The organism is Colwellia sp. 6_MG-2023 (genome assembly GCF_030547765.1).
Classification (GTDB): Bacteria; Pseudomonadota; Gammaproteobacteria; order Enterobacterales; family Alteromonadaceae; genus Colwellia.
This window is the reverse complement of the sequence record NZ_JAUOPP010000016.1, coordinates 1-16,407: the sequence shown is the minus strand read 5'-3', so window position 1 is coordinate 16,407 and position 16,407 is coordinate 1. Positions and strand designations below refer to the sequence as shown.

Genomic DNA, 16,407 nt, shown 5'->3' with positions numbered 1-16,407 from the left:
GCAAGTAAAATTAGTTGTTAGAGAAGAATATGCTAAGCCGAGCTCAGGTTACTTAGGTGCACCAATGTTTAAGGTGGACGCCCTTTTGATCTAAAAGTGTAGAATGTACGTATGTTTACTCTGTTGACAAATAAAGGGTACTCAATGAAATTATCTCAAGAAAGTGAATCAAGAATTATTGAAATGGCGTGGGAAGATAGAACGCCGTTTGAGGCGATAGAGCTACAATTTGGTTTGAATGAGTCTGACGTTATTCGCTTTATGCGTAGTCATTTAAAGTTGGGCAGTTTTAAACTTTGGCGTTCTCGTGTTTCTGGGCGTGCAACAAAGCATATAAAACTTCGCAGTGCCGATGTCTCTCGGGGGTATTGTCCTACTCAGTACAAGCATCGCTAAAAGAGTACGTATTAAACAGGTATTAAGTTGCTATTTATTAGAGGGCTTAAAAGTAATAGTATTCTATTATCAAGCCCTTTCCTGTGAATTTATCACGCTATTTTAACCATTTTTATTTAATGTTTTTTTTATTAACTGCGTTAATTTAGCTTTAAATTAACGCAGTTAAGCTCTGGCAATATCAACCATTAAGTCATCATCAATATTTTCTAAAGCATCCACTAGTGTATCTACATCATCTGCTTTTATTGCAATGTGAGCTTTAGCATTAAACATTAGTTGCCCCGTATGAGCAGCACTTGCTTGCGAGCTTACTAGTTTAACTAAGTTACCGCCTTGAAGGTGAATTACAGACGATATTTCTTGTACAATACCTGCTCTGTCATTTGCGGTTAACTCGAGTGTTAGGTTAGCGTTTATTTTTTCTGAAACTGAGTGAGCTATTTCAATTTTACAATGTAAACTTTCAATATTGTTAAGTGCTGTCACTAAGGCTTGAGTTTTATCTACACTCACTGCAACTTCTATTACACCGGCAAAAAAACCAGATAAATGATGTAAGCTACTTACTTGCCAGTTACCTTGATGCTCTTTAATAACATTAGACAAGGTATCTACAATACCCGTTTGGTCTGCACCAATACATGAAATTACAATATGGTTCATAGGAATCCTTAAATACGGAGTTTGTGAATAATGATAATGTACTATACTACTCGGGAAAGTTGATTTAATTCTTTATCAAGTTGTTGACTGTCACCTAGATTTAACTCAATCAAGCGACGTAACAGGGTAATACTGTCTATATCGATAGCATCACAGTGTAACCCTATTTCGCTTTCTTGCTCGTGAACTACGATAATATCCATAGTAACTTTAGATTCACCGTCAGATAAGAAAAACGTTAGCGTGCCTAACTTTTCTTTGAGTGATTGTTTAGGCTCTACTAAAGTCACTAATGCACCTTTAAGAGATATATCGTGTATAGAGACCGGATAGCTATTATTTTCAATGTTTAGCTCTGCTTTAATTGAAAATAATACTCGGGTGAATTGTCGTCTATTGTCCATGTAAACTTATTATCGTTATGAATTATAGTTTCAGCATAGCTGTCTTTTAAACAAAAGGCACTTAAAGATACATGTTTAACCCATGTATCTTTAAGTGTGGTAAATATTTAACCTATTTTTTTATATTTGATACGGTGAGGCTCAATTGCTGCAGCACCTAATGTTTTCTTCAACCAAGCTTCGTAGTCACTAAAGTTACCTTCGAAGAAGTTAATTTCACCTTCGTCGCGGTAGTCTAAAATATGCGTAGCAATTCTATCTAAGAACCAACGGTCATGAGAGATCACCATAGCACAACCAGGGAATTCTAAAATAGCTTCTTCAAGAGCACGCAATGTCTCAACATCTAAATCATTGGTTGGCTCATCTAATAATAATAAATTACCACCAGTTTTAACTAATTTAGCTAAATGAACACGGTTACGCTCACCACCAGATAAGTCTTTTATAAATTTTTGCTGATCATTACCTTTGAAGTTAAAGCGCGAGCAATAAGCACGACTTGGTATTTGGTATGTGCCAATTTCTAAAATATCATGTCCTTCAGAAATTTCTTGATAAACGGTGTTGTTATCATCCATGTCATCACGGAATTGATCAACACTGGCAAGCTTTACTGTTTCACCAATTTCAATTGTACCCGAATCTTGTTGTTCTGTACCTGACATCATTTTGAATAGAGTTGACTTACCTGCGCCGTTAGCGCCGATAATACCAACTATCGCGCCTTTTGGAATACTAAAACTTAAGTCGTCAATTAATACTCGACCGTCGAACGATTTTTTAAGGTTATGCACATCTAAAACTTTATCACCTAAACGTGGACCTGGTGGTATATAAAGCTCATTTGTTTCATTACGTTTTTGATTTTCTTGACTATTTAGTTCTTCAAAGCGTGCCATACGAGCTTTACTTTTAGCTTGACGTGCTTTGGGATTAGAACGTACCCATTCTAGTTCTTGTTTAATGGTTTTTTGTAAGGCATTTTCACTTTTACTTTCTTGGGCTAAACGTGCATCTTTTTGTTCAAGCCATGAAGAGTAATTACCTTCCCAAGGAATGCCTTCACCTCTATCTAGCTCTAAGATCCAACCGGCGACATTATCAAGGAAATATCTATCATGGGTGATCGCAACAACGGTTCCAGGGTAATCATGTAAGAAACGCTCTAACCAAGCAACTGATTCAGCATCTAAATGGTTGGTTGGCTCATCAAGTAACAACATGTCTGGTTTTTGTAATAATAAATGACATAAAGCAACACGACGACGTTCACCACCACTAAGTACTGATATTTTTTGTTCCCAAGGTGGTAAACGTAAAGCGTCAGCCGCTCGTTCTAGCACATTGTCAATATTATGCCCATCTTGTGTATTGATAATATCTTCAAGTTGACCTTGCTCTTTGGCTAGTGCGTCAAAATCAGCGCCTTCTTCTGCATATTCGTTATACACTTCATCTAAACGTTTTAATGCATTTTTAACCGTAGCTACTGCACCTTCAACCACTTCACGAACGGTTTTTTCTTCATCTAGCTGTGGCTCTTGCGGCAAGTAACCAATTTTTGTTCCGGCTAATGCGCTTGCTTCACCTTCAAACTCTTTATCTATTCCTGCCATAATGCGTAATAGACTTGATTTACCTGAGCCATTTAGGCCTAAAACACCAATTTTAGCACCGGGGAAGAATGAGAGAGAAATATCTTTTAAAATGGTACGTTTGGGCGGAACCACTTTACTTACGCGGTTCATTGAGAATATAAATTTATCTGGTAATGCCATGGGAATCCCAAGAGGTAAAGATTAAGTTGTAGGCTATTTTAAGTAACTACCTAGATGTTATCAAGGGCTAGACTACTTTGCTTTTGCTCCCGCTGTATTTAAGTAGCCAATACTACTCAAAATGATGAGAGTATTGGCTAACATTAAGCCAATATTATTTAGAGAGCGGGGTAAATACTACATCACCACTTTGTAACCCTGAAATGACCGTAACCATATTATTGGCTTGTATTTTACCTAATCGCACAAAACGACGTTGCACAGTGCCATTCACATTCAGCCAAACAAAATCGAGTTGTCCAACATGAGATATTTTATCTAATGGAACCGTTAGGCTTACTTGCTCTCCAGCAGGTATCAACATACGAGCATACATGCCAGGTAATAAGTGTTCATTATGTTTAATGCGTGTTTTGATTAAAAAGCTACGTGAACCTGTATTCGCGGCAGGTACTATTTCTTCTATTTCACCTGTAATCGTTTTGTTAATACTGGGTAATTCAATATCAATTTTCTGTTCAAGAGTTAAGGTTAGCGCTAATTGCTCTCGTACTTGTGCTTCTACACGTAATAGTAACGGGTTATATAATGATAATAATTTAGCACCGGCTTGTGCAGTGTCGCCAGGTTGTGCAAAGCGATCAACAATGAGACCATTTATTGGCGCAGTTAATGTTGCATAACTTAGCGTAGTTTCTGCTTGGGATAACCTTTGTTCGGCTGCGGTTAGCTCAGCGACAATACTTTGGTAATCCGCATTAGCCTTGTCAAAATTAAATGTCGAAATAAGTTGTTTTGCCAGTAATTCTTCTGAGCGTTCAAAGTTCTGTTTAGCTTCTTTATAGCGTGCTTGTAAGGCAATAATGTTTTGCTTTGTTTGTAGTACTTGTGATTGTAAATCGCTTTGTTCAAGCTCAACTAATAAATCACCTTTTTTTACTTTATCACCCGCTCTCACAGCAATGGTATTTATTCGAGCTAGCATACGTGATGAAATAATAGTGGTTTGTTTTGCTTCTACGCTGGCTGCAACTGGTTCGAATATCGCATCAGATCTTTCAATGACTGTATAAGTATTAGCTTTATCAAAATTAGCTATATTGGATACTTGATTAATATCTTCGTTCAGTGAAGGAGAAATCTTCTCATCAAATGAACCAGCGAGCCAAGCGACCATTAGCAGCAGAGCGAACAAGGCGATAACCGGTAGTAGTAATTTTTTTATAATGCTTTTCTGGGCACTTTTTTGAGTACTTTTGGGGTTGTTAATTTGAGTCATGTTTTTTCCTAGATAACCGCTTTATTTGGCTGTTCTAATGGTGAATGGGTTGATGATTGTCGTTGATTTTCATTGTCAAAAACTAACAAGTAAACAATAGGAACAACCAATAAAGTAAATATTGTGGATGAAATAATGCCAAAAATAATAGCAATGGCTAAGCCACTAAATACAGGGTCTAATGTTATAATTAAATTGCCTAATAACGTTGTACCTGCTGTTAATAATACTGGACGCATACGTACTGAACCTGCTTGAATTAAAGCTTCTTTAATTGGTTCGCCTCGATCTCGTGCTTGAGTGATAAATTCAATGAGAATTAGAGAGTTACGTACAACAATACCTGCTAACGCTATCATGCCTATCATGGCGGTTGCGGTAAATAATACCGAGTCAGGTGCATTGGCAATGGTACGTTCACCAAATTGGTTTAGCATGAAAAAGCCTGGCATTATGCCAATAACCGTTAATGGAATAGCTGACATGATAATGCCAGATAATGCTGCTGAGCCTGTTTGTATTCTTAATACAATAAATATAGCCGTTAACGCAAAAGCAAAAGCAATACCCATATCGCGAAATACTCTAATGGTTATACGCCATTCACCTTCACCGCTCCAAGATAAGTGGATATTGTCAGGCAAATACCAAGCGTTACCACTACCACTTGTTAAGAAAGTACGATTCTGCCAGTCGTTTGATTGAGCTAGAGCAGGGGAGTTCTCCTCTATATTGTCCTCGATATTACGATAATGTAGATCGCTACTAATGTCGGCAATCACTGCAGCAGGGGTTCTACCGGAAATATCAGCTGTGACATAAACCACGGGTCTTAAATCTTTATGTAATATTACTTTGTCACTGATACCTTGCTCAAATTGACCTAATTCTCCGAGCGATACCAATGATTGAGGTGAAATATCAATTCCTTGAGGTGTGGTTTGTTGTACTATGCCTGCTTGCCCTTTAATGGTTAATCGATAAATATCGGCAAGTGTTTCTCTTTGCTCAATGGGAAGCTTAATATTAATGGCCAGAGGTGTTGCTTCTTCGTTAACATGTAAGTACCCCGCGACAGTGCCACTATTAGCAACAGCGATAGCTTGGTTAATATTTTGTGTTGAAATACCTGATAAGGCTGCTTTGGTTTTGTCGGTAATAAAGCGTAATCTTGGTTGGTCATCACCCACAGTAGAGTCTACCTCGACCACATGAGGTTCTTGCTTTAAGCGTTTTTTAACTATGCTTGCTGCTTGTTGTAATTCACTGTATTGCGTTAATTCATCACCATATAACTCAGCAACTAATGTACTTAATACTGGTGGTCCTGGGGGAACTTCGACTACTTTTATTTGAATATCATTTTCTTTAAAAAGCGAGGTGTTAATGGATTTTAAATGTTCTCTTAATCTTAAAACAATCGCGTGAGACTGATGTTCTCGCTCTGTTTTATCAAGTAATATTATTCGCAAATCAGCCATGTAAGGAGTTTGTCGTTGATAATATTGTCGAACCATACCATTAAAGTCGATAGGCGAAGATGTACCAACATAAGCGGCGATCGCCTTTACTTCAGATAATTGCTGCACTTTATTTGATACTGTTTTTGCTATGGTAGCGGTTTGCTCTAAGGTAGCGCTTTCTGGCATATCAATAATAATTTGTACTTCATTTTTATTATCGAAGGGGAGCAATTTAAGTGGTACTAACCTTAATACAGGTAGCATGGCAGCAATAATAAACAGTCCTAATACTAGCCATAAAACAAATTTACCTTTTTTCCTGTTATCTAATAAAGGCGTTAGTATACGACGATAAAATTGTTCAAAGCCTTGATTACCTTTATCGGCGATCGCTAAATTGGTCGCTGTTTTCGGTTTGATAAATTTTGAGGCTAACCAAGGTGTTACTAAAAAAGCGACTAAGGTAGAGCTAATAACGCTTAACGGTACATTAAACGCCATCGGTGCCATGTAAGGACCCATCATGCCAGTGATAAAAGCGAGTGGTACAAAGGCTAGTACTATCGTTAATGTCGACATTAATAAAGGCACGCGAATTTCGTTTATTGCACCGACAATTTTGTCTTGCAAAGAACCACTTTTCTCTTTTAAGTAACGTTCAATATTATCAACACCCGTAATAGGATCATCAACGAGTAAACCTAATGAAAGAATTAAAGCGAAGAGTGTCACGCGATTAATAGTGTAACCAAAGAGTAAATCTAGCGATAAGGTTATGCCATAACAAATAGGTACTGCTAAACCTACGACAAGAGCCGAACGCCAACCTAAAAAAACAGCAATAAAAACGACAACGGTAAATACGGCAAACGCTAAACTTGTAGTGAGGTTGTTTACTTTTTCGTTAGCGGTTTCTCCATAATCACGTAAAGTTTGTACATGAACATTTGTTGGAAATATCGTTTTTTGTAATTCATTAATTTTATCATGTACTGCTTGTGCTACTTGCACAGCATTACTACCGCGTTGCTTGGCAACACTGATAGTCACAAGAGGGTGGTCTCCATTATTAGGAAAGTGTGCTGCTTGCGGTAAACTGTTGTTAGAAGCGTAGTGAGCTTGTTGATATTCGTTAGCGAAGTCAATCCAAGTATAATTATTTTGCTCGCTGGGTCCATCGATAATAGTCGCGATATCTTTAAGTAGCACCACACTGCCATCAATAACATTAATAGGCGTTTGTTTTAACGTTTCTATGTCTCTGAAAACATCACCACTTTCAAGACGAAAAGATTGGTTCTCTAAAGTAATATTGCCATGATGCTGTAAAGCATTTGAAGAGTGAATCGCATTCAATACTTCGTTCATTGCTATTTTTCTGGCAGTCATTTGCTCAGGGTTTAAATTGACTTGAATCTCTCTTGAGCGCCCGCCAACAATATTCACTTCACTTGTGCTTTCTATCGCTTGTAAGAAGGTGCTAACTTCTTCAGCTAATCGACGTAAACTGTAGTCGTCTACTGTTTCACTATCGCTACTCCATAAACCGAGCATAACAATAGGTACATCATCTACTTCTATGGGTTTCACACGCCAATTACTGACAATAGAGGGAATATTATCTGTATTGGAGTGAAGTTTGTTGTAGGTATTAAGTAATGCTTTTTCACGGTTTTCGCCAACGTGAAATCGTAAAGTGACTATAGTTTGGCTATTGTTGGTAACTGAATAAACATGCTCAACCCCAGTTACTTGTGATAATAATTTTTCTAGCGGTGTTGTGACGAGTCGTTCTACTTGTTGAACATTGACCCCTGGGGCACTGACTATAATATCTATCATAGGTACCACAATCTGTGGCTCTTCTTCGCGTGGCGTATAGTTCAATGCCATTATGCCGGCGATTATAGATAACATTAGCAAGATGAAAGGTATTTTGCTGTTTAATGTTCTTTTTAGCAATGTCGATGTTAAGTTGCTTGGTGTTTGCATGTTTAGTTAACTTTCCTTCGATAGAAGCAATGGCAATAACTTAGATATCTTCACAAAATTGTGTTTGTAAAACGTCTAATAAATACGATATTTTTTGATTGGCAATTCGATAATAAATTGTTTGAGATTCACGTCTAGTTGCTACTATTTCACTTTCTCTTAATTTTGCTAAGTGTTGTGATAATGCCGATTGTGATAAATCTATTTGTTCATTCAAGTCTCCAACGGTTAGCTCGCCATCAGCTAAACAACACAACACCATTAATCGATAAGGGTTAGAAAGTTGCTTAAGTATTGTTGAAACATGCTGCGCACTTTCCAGTAACTTTTTTTGATCTGCTTTCATATTTTGTACAAATTTCATCCGTTAATTTTATTTTAGTCTACTATTGTACTTTAATTTAGTAAAGGCTAATATACATTATATAAGATAAAGTTAATTTAGTATAATCTAATTTAAAGGTTGTTTTATATTAAGAAAATATATTTGATAAAAAGTGATAACCGCTATAGAGATTACAAGGATAAGATCATGACAGTGAATGATGTATTTCGTTTGATCGTAAGCGTAATGATTCTAGTTTCATTACTGCTTACACAATATCACTCCCCAAATTGGGTATGGTTTACTGCGTTTATTGGTTTTAATTTATTACAATCCGCATTCAGCAAGTGGTGTTTAATGATGATTGTTTTAAAAAAGCTAGGTTTGAAAGACAGTAATACTGAATGTAGATAACCATTAATAGAGTAAAAAATTTAATTGAGGATATAAATATGTTAAAAACAATTCCTGAAGTTATTGCTCAGGCAAGACAATCACTTAATACCATAACTGCAGCCGATGCTGTAGTAAAATGCAAGCTTGAGAATGGTATTATTATTGATGTGAGAGAGCCTGCAGAGTTCGCTGAAAGGTCAGGAGATAGTACTATTAATATCCCTCGCGGATTGTTAGAAATGAAAATGTTGCAAATGTATCCAGATGAGAATTTAGCTATTTTTATTCATTGTGCTACAGGAGCTAGAGCTACATTTGCTGCAGAACAACTGAATCGTGTTGGTTACAAAAATGTTTGGGTTGTTACTTGTATGCTTGATGATGTTTGTTGCGTATTTTAATCATTGTAATAGCCTAGATGAGACTTTTAGCTACAAAAGGATAGTTGCAAAGGATGAGTTACGAAACAGTCTACTAATATTTAATGTTACGTAACTTATCTCTTTATTGAACTTTATTTTTCTAGCTGTATTTACATGGTAACTTATCGTTATACCCAACTAGGCACAGAGTCTGCGTTTATGATTTCATCATAATTAGGTCGTGCTCTGACAACGGCAAAGTCAGATCCTTTTACCATAATCTCGGGTGCTAGCATACGTGTATTATAAGTGGACGCCATTACTGCTCCATAAGCTCCGCAGCTCATAATAGCAATTAAGTCACCTGATTTTGACTCATGCACTTGGCGTGCTTTGGCAAAGGTGTCACCTGTTTCACAAACAGGGCCAACCACATCATACGCTTTAAGTGCAGTTTGGCTTTGATCAACTGCCAAAATTTCATGATGAGCTTCATACATACTTGGGCGGATCATATCATTCATGCCTGCATCTAAAATAAGAAATTGGCGTTCTTCACCTGTTTTAACATACACAACGCTAGCAACTAAAATACCGGCATTGCCGAGTAAAGAGCGTCCTGGTTCAATTATTATTTTACAATTCAAATGACCTAGCTGCTTTTTGGCTATTGAAGCATATTCTTTTTTACTTGGAATCACTTCATCATTATAGGTAATACCTAAACCACCGCCAATATCAACAACGCTAATGTTATGACCATCACTTCTTAAATCAATAATTAACTGGGCAATACGCTTGTAAGCTTCTTCAAAAGGAGCAAGTTTGGTAAGTTGGGAGCCAATATGAACATCAACCCCTTGTACCTTTATATTAGGAAGCGAAGCCGCTCTATTGTATGCAATGCGAGCTTTACTAATAGGAACACCAAATTTATTCTCAGCTTTACCGGTAGAAATTTTAGCGTGCGTATTCGCACAAACATCCGGGTTTATACGAAAGGCAATAGCGGCTTCTTTATTTAGACGAACAGCAACTTGGCTGATGAGTTCTAGCTCTGGCTCTGATTCAACGTTAAATTGAAAAATACCTTCGTTTAATGCATATTCTATTTCCGGCTCAACTTTTGCTACACCGGAATAAACAATCTTATTCGCTGGAATACCTGCGGCACGTGCTCGGCGTATTTCACCTATTGATACAACATCTGCACCTGAGCCTAATTTCGCTAATGTTGATAAAACGGCTTGATTCCCATTTGCTTTAACTGCGTAACAAATAAGTGTGTCTTGATCAGGCAATACCGTAGAGAATGCTTGTTGGTAATCTTTATAATTTTCGCTAATAGCTGTATTTGAATAACAGTAAAAAGGTGTGCCTACTTGCTTTGCTATATCGCTAAGTGGAATATCTTCTACTAGCATTTTTCCATTAACGTGCGAGAAGTGTTTTTGTGTAGTCATTTGATTACCATCAGTATAGTTTTTTAGTAAGGTTTGCCAGCTAAGTATTTCAACAAAGTTTTTATACAAAGATATCAGTATAGCTGAAGAACATTTATCTTATTCTTGATGTTTATTCAAGTCGCTAACTGTTAAGTAAACTAGTGAGTTATTGAATAGCTATTATTGATAGCTTTGCTCGAAGAAGCTTTCAATAATTAGCCTTGCCGATTCTGCATCGATATTATCTTTTTTCAAATTTTTAAAGCCACCACGTGCAAATAATTGTTCTTTTGCGTCAGCTGTCGTCAATCTTTCATCTTGAAATTCGACTTTTAAACCAAAGCGTCCAGCAAGTCTATTACCAAATTTTCGAGCATCTTTCGTTAATTGTTGTTCACTACCATCCATATTAAGAGGCAAACCAACAACAACTAAATCTGGTTGCCACTCTGTTAAAAATACTGATAAGGAATCCCAATGAGGAATTCCATCAGTCGCCTTAACCGATCCTAATGGCGAAGCAGATCCTGTGATTTCTTGACCGACAGCTACACCAATATACTTTTTACCAAAATCAAAACCAATAATGGTACGTTGACCTATTTCTTTTGTTATTTTTTTAGTCATTATGCATGGCCAATTTCAGAAGAAAGATGCGCAATATCTATTCCGAGTTTTTGTGTCGCTTTTTTCCAACGTAGTTCAATTGGTGTGTTAAATAAAATATCACTGTCAGCATCAATTGTTAGCCAAGCGTTACTTTTTAATTCCGACTCAAGTTGGCCTGGACCCCAACCGGCATAGCCTAGGGTTACCATAAATTGCTCAGGTGCTTTATCTGTACCTAATGCCATTAAAATATCTTTCGAGGTGGTGATCATTATGTCTTCACTTAACGCTAAAGAGCTTTTCCAACCCGGTTGTGTTTGATGTAAAACAAAACCACGGTTCTGAGATATAGGACCGCCAGAAAGTACGGGTTGCTCTAAGCTGATATCTACTAAGATGTTGTCGCTATCGTTATCTGTTTCAGACATGAGGGGATGTGCAAGTGATTGTTCAGATGCATCATCAGTGCTCTGGTTGGCGATATTTTTATTGCTTTCTTCTCGATCATTCTCTTCAATTTGCTTTAATAAATCATGTAAGGTGATATTGACTGGCATATTGATAATTAAGCCCATAGCACCTTGGTCATTATGCTCACAAATGTAAGTTACGGTTTTATTAAAATAGTCATTGGCTAATGATGGCATAGCAATTAAAAATTGATTCTCTAAGCTTTTCATCTATTTACCTTTTATAGATTGTTTTAAACAGAAAGTTTACACTACATATGCTAAATAATATTTTATCTAAATTGATAAGAGTAAAATATTAAGTTTATTTTTTACGGATGTTGTCTTCAATAGCATCCATTAATTTACCACTAATATTAATGGGGTAAGCTGCTTCTATTTCACGTATACACGTTGGGCTAGTGACGTTAATTTCAGTAACCTTATCACCAATAACGTCTAGACCAACAAAGAATAAACCGCGTTTTTTAAGCGCTGGCGCAATAGTGTCGGCAATGAGCTTATCGCTAGGGCTCAACGGACGTGCGACCCCACGGCCACCTGCAGCTAAATTACCACGAGTTTCTCCTTGAGCAGGAATACGGGCCAAGCAATAAGGCATTGGTTCACCGTTAACAATAAGAATACGTTTATCACCCTCAACTATTTCAGGCATATATTCTTGTACCATCGCGTACTGTTGCCCATGATTAGTTAAGGTCTCTATGATGACACCTACATTGGCATCATCTTCTTTTATACGAAAAATAGAAGAGCCACCCATGCCGTCTAGTGGCTTAATAATAATATCTTTTAATTCTTGATGGAAAGCGCGAATTTGAACATCATTTCTGGTAACTAAAGTACGAGGAGTTAGGTTTGCAAACCAAGCAGTGAATAACTTTTCATTACAGTCACGTAAACTTTGTGGTTTATTGACGATTAATGTACCTTCTACTTCTGCACGCTCAAGCATATAAGTGGCATAAATAAATTCAGTATCAAAAGGAGGATCTTTTCTCATTAAAATCGCGTCAAGATCACTCAGTGGAATATCCTGTTGGTCGCTTAATTCAAACCAATGATTAGCGTCATCAAATACTTTTATTCTCTGAGTATTTGCACGAGCTTGACCACGATCTAGATATAAATCTTTCATTTCCATATAGTAAATTTCATAGCCACGCTTCTGTGCTTCTAGCATCATCGCCATAGAAGAGTCTTTAGCTACTTTAACTTCACTGATAGGATCCATTACGATACCGAGCTTTATGGTTTTAGGTTGTTCTATTGTCATTTTATATCCTATCTGTATGTTATTTAGTTAAGTAACTTGGTAATGATTTATGCTAAATCACCAAAACGACATTGTAATGCCGTTATTGCGGTTAGTGCCGCAGTTTCTGTTCTTAAAATTCTAGGACCAAGTAATATGTCTTGAAAATCAGCTGTATTCGCCTTGCTTATTTCTTCATCACTTAATCCACCTTCAGGACCTATTAATAACCTAACCTGAAGCGCATTTTCAGTGCTATCAACGGGTAATGTCATAATAGAATGTGTAGCCTTAGGGTGTAAGTTTAATTTAAGCGAGCTTGTTTCTTGTGCTAACCAATCTTCTAAATACATAGGTTCTGTAACTTCTGGCACTATGCAACGACCACTTTGTTCACAAGCGCTAATGACTATTTTTTGCCATTGGTCATGTTTTTTTGCTAAACGCTCACCTGATAACTTTACTCCGCAACGCTCAGTAAATAATGGCGTAATTTTACTAACCCCTAGTTCTACTGACTTTTGTAAAGTGTAGTCCATACGATCGCCACGAGAAATACCTTGCCCTAAATGAATATCTATTGGAGATTCATTTGTTATTACTTTTTGTTCGATGATTTTTGCACTTGCTTCTTTCTTTTTTACATCGACTAATTGGGCGGTGTATTGTACAGCCTCCTTACCATTAAACAGGGCAACAGTATCGCCTTCTGATAAACGTAACACTCTGACAATATGACCGAAGGCATCATCAGATAATTTCACTGTGTCATTTAAAGTTAGCTCACTATCTTGGTAAATACGTGTTTTAGGCATGCTGGTTAATACTAATTAATGTATGGGACTATATAGTTAAAAGATAAGGGCATAAATGATAAAAACAATACTCCCTATGAACTATTTAGTACTATATTTGTTTTTCAATGAAGAAAAGCAAAAAACCAGCACTGCTTATACACAAGTGCTGGTTTTATTACTTTGTTTCAGTTTTTAATGAATAAAGCTTTTAACTAAATTCCAGCTGATTTTCTTAAATCATCAGCTTTATCCGTTTTTTCCCAACTAAATGCAGTAAATGTATCGTCACCTACAGTCATTTCAAAAGGTTCACGACCAAAATGTCCATACGCAGCTGTTTGTTGATACATAGGATGTAATAAATCTAACATTTTAGTAATGCCGTAAGGACGTAAATCAAAGTGTTCACGAACAAGTTCAACTAAGCGTTCTTCGCTTACTTTACCTGTACCAAAGGTATCGATAGAAATTGATGTAGGTTTAGCAACACCTATAGCATATGATATTTGAATTTCACAACGATCAGCTAAACCTGCAGCTACAATATTTTTAGCAACATAACGACCAGCATATGCTGCACTACGATCCACTTTTGATGGATCTTTACCTGAGAAAGCACCACCACCATGACGCGCCATGCCGCCATAAGTATCAACAATAATTTTTCTACCTGTTAGGCCACAATCGCCTACTGGGCCACCAATAACAAAGCGGCCTGTTGGGTTGATGTGATATTTAGTATCTTTAGTTAACAACTCAGCAGGAAGCACATGCTTAATAATATTTTCCATAACTGCATCAACTAAATCCTCTTGTTTAATATCAGGGTTATGCTGAGTTGAAAGAACAACAGTATCAATTGCCACAGGTTTATTGTTTTCATAGATAAAGGTTACTTGTGATTTAGCATCAGGACGTAACCAAGGAAGAATACCCGATTTACGGGCTTCAGCTTGACGTTCAACTAAACGATGAGAATAATATAATGGTGCAGGCATTAACGTTTCAGTTTCATTGGTAGCATAACCAAACATCAATCCTTGATCTCCAGCGCCTTGATCTTCCGGCTTACTGCGATCAACACCTTGCGCTATTTCTGGTGACTGCTGACCAATTAAATTCATAATGCCGCAAGTTTCACCGTCAAAGCCGACATCGGAAGATGTATAACCAATATTACTAATAACATTACGAGTAATGGTTTCTAAATCAACCCATGCATTAGTACTTACTTCTCCAGAAATAATAGCAACGCCAGTTTTAACCATTGTTTCGCACGCAACACGTGCAAATTTATCTTTCGCAATAATAGCATCTAAAACCGCATCAGAAATTTGATCGGCAATTTTATCTGGGTGTCCTTCAGAAACGGACTCAGAAGTAAAAAAGTGTGTAGACATAAAACCTCAACAGTTTAAATCTTTAACCTATCTCGCTTAGTAAATAGTTATTTAAAAAGTAGATAAAAAAGATAAAAATTAACATTAATACAATATATAGATGCAGTTTACTATTATAGGAATCACTTTTCTATCTTTTTTACGCCTAGACGTCTAAATGGCTTTAATCTTTTAAAGTATAAATCATTAAATTTATAATGAAAAATATGAAATTTATTTATTTTACAACTGTTTACGTAGTAATTTATGGGGTTTATGCACTTTTTATTAAATTTACTTTTTGTTGAGGCAGGGTATATAAAATAGAGAAAGGTACTCAATTGAGTAGTCGTTAGCGAATCAGCGGTCGTTGACGTTATTTTGTGGAAAAGAAAATAAAAGGGCGCCACTACAATTGGCGCCCAGTAAATTTAACCTTTTCTTTTTCTCGGTTTTACTACTTGAGTAGTATTTGATTCTTTTTTCAATTTACGTTTTTCTTTTAACGTTAATACGGGCTTTTTCTTTTCATTTTTAGACATATTATCACCTAATAATAAATTACAGATTAATTACGTATGTTTTTTGCAAAAAACTAAAAATTATAGAAAATAAATCAAATAAAATACCCTCCTTAGATAGTTATAATGAGTTAGCTAAATATTTTATGAAATAAACAGATCTAGAAAATATGGATACAATTAAGCCTTCTTTATTAAGCGAACTTAAAAAGAACCATTAAATAAATGCTGTGCGTTTAGTTTTTATCTGGAAATACAGACGAGCGTAAAGGTACGCTCGTTTAAACGGGGAATTTTAGGGCAAAGCTCCCTAAAAATAAAATATAATAAAATACTGAAATAGGTGTTTTCATAGGCCCAATATAGCAGCTTAAATAATAACTTCAAGCCTATTTGAACACGTTTAATTAAAGGTAATATTTAACGACTGTAAACTATCAATTTATAAATAATTAAAGGGAATAATAAAAGTAAGAGTTAAGATTTTATATTACAAATAACCATTCATTTTGCCAGTGGTTATTAGGTTGTCTACTTATAAGTATAAGGAGAAAATTTTTACCTAGGTAGCGAAGTTGACCATACTATTCTACATTGTGTGCTTTTCTAGAGATAGCGCGGAAATTTGTTTTGATTACCTATTACTACTTAACTAATATAAAGAGGTTCTTCCAGGGTGCCGCAGTAAACCGTAGCTCTGAACACCGTGTGCTTTTCTAGAGGTGGCGCGGAAGTTTATTCTTAAGTGTTGTTGAAATTATATATATTAGGAAGGCTCTTCCAGAGTGCTGCAGTAAACCGTAGCTCTGAACACCGTGTGCTTTTCTAGAGGTGGCGCGGAAGTTTATTCTTAAGTGTTGTTGAAAT

The 16,407-nt window shown here is 36.4% G+C and carries 15 protein-coding genes; 3 read left to right on the top strand and 12 right to left on the bottom strand.

Going from position 1 to position 16,407, the window contains the following annotated elements:
- Nucleotides 1-144: 144 nt before the first annotated feature.
- Complete coding sequence (locus Q4503_RS11355) at nucleotides 145-396, top strand: TIGR03643 family protein (RefSeq protein ID WP_303602339.1); 252 nt, start codon at nucleotides 145-147, stop codon at nucleotides 394-396.
- A gap of 165 nt (nucleotides 397-561) precedes the next feature.
- Here the strand turns inward: Q4503_RS11355 and Q4503_RS11350 are convergent, their stop codons facing one another.
- From Q4503_RS11350 to Q4503_RS11325, 6 genes are all read right to left on the bottom strand, one after another.
- Nucleotides 562-1,062, bottom strand: a complete 501-nt coding sequence (locus Q4503_RS11350; RefSeq protein ID WP_215971257.1) for a glycine cleavage system protein R — start codon at nucleotides 1,060-1,062, stop codon at nucleotides 562-564.
- Between the two features lie 41 nt (nucleotides 1,063-1,103).
- A complete protein-coding gene (locus tag Q4503_RS11345) occupies nucleotides 1,104-1,466 on the bottom strand; it encodes a PilZ domain-containing protein (RefSeq protein ID WP_215971256.1) in 363 nt (120 codons plus the stop codon).
- 107 nt (nucleotides 1,467-1,573) lie between these two features.
- Entirely contained in the window at nucleotides 1,574-3,247 is a 1,674-nt protein-coding gene (ettA, locus tag Q4503_RS11340; RefSeq protein WP_303602338.1) for an energy-dependent translational throttle protein EttA, read from the bottom strand.
- Nucleotides 3,248-3,401: 154 nt separating this feature from the next.
- Complete coding sequence (locus tag Q4503_RS11335) at nucleotides 3,402-4,526, bottom strand: efflux RND transporter periplasmic adaptor subunit (RefSeq protein WP_303602337.1); 1,125 nt, start codon at nucleotides 4,524-4,526, stop codon at nucleotides 3,402-3,404.
- An 8-nt stretch (nucleotides 4,527-4,534) separates the two neighbouring features.
- Nucleotides 4,535-7,981, bottom strand: a complete 3,447-nt coding sequence (locus Q4503_RS11330) for an efflux RND transporter permease subunit (protein WP_303602336.1) — start codon at nucleotides 7,979-7,981, stop codon at nucleotides 4,535-4,537.
- 40 nt (nucleotides 7,982-8,021) lie between these two features.
- A complete protein-coding gene (locus Q4503_RS11325; RefSeq protein ID WP_303602335.1) occupies nucleotides 8,022-8,327 on the bottom strand; it encodes a helix-turn-helix transcriptional regulator in 306 nt (101 codons plus the stop codon).
- A gap of 186 nt (nucleotides 8,328-8,513) precedes the next feature.
- Between Q4503_RS11325 and Q4503_RS11320 the strand changes: the two genes are divergently transcribed.
- Both Q4503_RS11320 and Q4503_RS11315 read left to right on the top strand, forming a co-directional pair.
- Entirely contained in the window at nucleotides 8,514-8,720 is a 207-nt protein-coding gene (locus Q4503_RS11320) for a DUF2892 domain-containing protein (RefSeq protein WP_303602334.1), read from the top strand.
- A 38-nt stretch (nucleotides 8,721-8,758) separates the two neighbouring features.
- Complete coding sequence (locus Q4503_RS11315; protein ID WP_215971250.1) at nucleotides 8,759-9,103, top strand: rhodanese-like domain-containing protein; 345 nt, start codon at nucleotides 8,759-8,761, stop codon at nucleotides 9,101-9,103.
- A 149-nt stretch (nucleotides 9,104-9,252) separates the two neighbouring features.
- Here the strand turns inward: Q4503_RS11315 and lysA are convergent, their stop codons facing one another.
- The 6 genes from lysA to metK form a co-directional block, all read right to left on the bottom strand.
- The gene (lysA, locus tag Q4503_RS11310) at nucleotides 9,253-10,527 is read right to left on the bottom strand and encodes a diaminopimelate decarboxylase (RefSeq protein ID WP_303602333.1); all 1,275 of its coding nucleotides are present in this window, start codon (nucleotides 10,525-10,527) and stop codon (nucleotides 9,253-9,255) included.
- A gap of 162 nt (nucleotides 10,528-10,689) precedes the next feature.
- Nucleotides 10,690-11,136, bottom strand: a complete 447-nt coding sequence (gene ruvX, locus Q4503_RS11305) for a Holliday junction resolvase RuvX (protein ID WP_159818804.1) — start codon at nucleotides 11,134-11,136, stop codon at nucleotides 10,690-10,692.
- Entirely contained in the window at nucleotides 11,136-11,798 is a 663-nt protein-coding gene (locus Q4503_RS11300; protein ID WP_303602332.1) for a YqgE/AlgH family protein, read from the bottom strand. Before Q4503_RS11300 ends, ruvX begins: the two co-directional genes overlap by 1 nt.
- A 94-nt stretch (nucleotides 11,799-11,892) precedes the next feature.
- Nucleotides 11,893-12,864, bottom strand: coding sequence for a glutathione synthase (gshB, locus tag Q4503_RS11295; protein ID WP_215971247.1), 972 nt, complete (start codon nucleotides 12,862-12,864; stop codon nucleotides 11,893-11,895).
- A 47-nt stretch (nucleotides 12,865-12,911) separates the two neighbouring features.
- On the bottom strand, nucleotides 12,912-13,658 hold the full coding sequence (rsmE, locus tag Q4503_RS11290) for a 16S rRNA (uracil(1498)-N(3))-methyltransferase (protein ID WP_303602331.1): 747 nt from the start codon (nucleotides 13,656-13,658) through the stop codon (nucleotides 12,912-12,914).
- A 194-nt stretch (nucleotides 13,659-13,852) separates the two neighbouring features.
- Nucleotides 13,853-15,040, bottom strand: coding sequence for a methionine adenosyltransferase (metK, locus tag Q4503_RS11285; RefSeq protein WP_303602330.1), 1,188 nt, complete (start codon nucleotides 15,038-15,040; stop codon nucleotides 13,853-13,855).
- Nucleotides 15,041-16,407 lie beyond the last annotated feature (1,367 nt).

What these genes read in the sequence shown, in the direction of transcription:
- gshB (WP_215971247.1), bottom strand. Translation starts at nt 12,864, where the DNA reads ATGACAATAGAACAACCTAAAACCATAAAGCTCGGTATCGTAATGGAT.
- ettA (WP_303602338.1), bottom strand. Translation starts at nt 3,247, where the DNA reads ATGGCATTACCAGATAAATTTATATTCTCAATGAACCGCGTAAGTAAA.
- rsmE (WP_303602331.1), bottom strand. Translation starts at nt 13,658, where the DNA reads ATGCCTAAAACACGTATTTACCAAGATAGTGAGCTAACTTTAAATGAC.
- Q4503_RS11355 (WP_303602339.1), top strand. Translation starts at nt 145, where the DNA reads ATGAAATTATCTCAAGAAAGTGAATCAAGAATTATTGAAATGGCGTGG.
- Q4503_RS11325 (WP_303602335.1), bottom strand. Translation starts at nt 8,327, where the DNA reads ATGAAAGCAGATCAAAAAAAGTTACTGGAAAGTGCGCAGCATGTTTCA.
- Q4503_RS11300 (WP_303602332.1), bottom strand. Translation starts at nt 11,798, where the DNA reads ATGAAAAGCTTAGAGAATCAATTTTTAATTGCTATGCCATCATTAGCC.
- Q4503_RS11350 (WP_215971257.1), bottom strand. Translation starts at nt 1,062, where the DNA reads ATGAACCATATTGTAATTTCATGTATTGGTGCAGACCAAACGGGTATT.
- lysA (WP_303602333.1), bottom strand. Translation starts at nt 10,527, where the DNA reads ATGACTACACAAAAACACTTCTCGCACGTTAATGGAAAAATGCTAGTA.
- Q4503_RS11335 (WP_303602337.1), bottom strand. Translation starts at nt 4,526, where the DNA reads ATGACTCAAATTAACAACCCCAAAAGTACTCAAAAAAGTGCCCAGAAA.
- Q4503_RS11320 (WP_303602334.1), top strand. Translation starts at nt 8,514, where the DNA reads ATGACAGTGAATGATGTATTTCGTTTGATCGTAAGCGTAATGATTCTA.
- Q4503_RS11315 (WP_215971250.1), top strand. Translation starts at nt 8,759, where the DNA reads ATGTTAAAAACAATTCCTGAAGTTATTGCTCAGGCAAGACAATCACTT.
- ruvX (WP_159818804.1), bottom strand. Translation starts at nt 11,136, where the DNA reads ATGACTAAAAAAATAACAAAAGAAATAGGTCAACGTACCATTATTGGT.
- Q4503_RS11330 (WP_303602336.1), bottom strand. Translation starts at nt 7,981, where the DNA reads ATGCAAACACCAAGCAACTTAACATCGACATTGCTAAAAAGAACATTA.
- Q4503_RS11345 (WP_215971256.1), bottom strand. Translation starts at nt 1,466, where the DNA reads ATGGACAATAGACGACAATTCACCCGAGTATTATTTTCAATTAAAGCA.
- metK (WP_303602330.1), bottom strand. Translation starts at nt 15,040, where the DNA reads ATGTCTACACACTTTTTTACTTCTGAGTCCGTTTCTGAAGGACACCCA.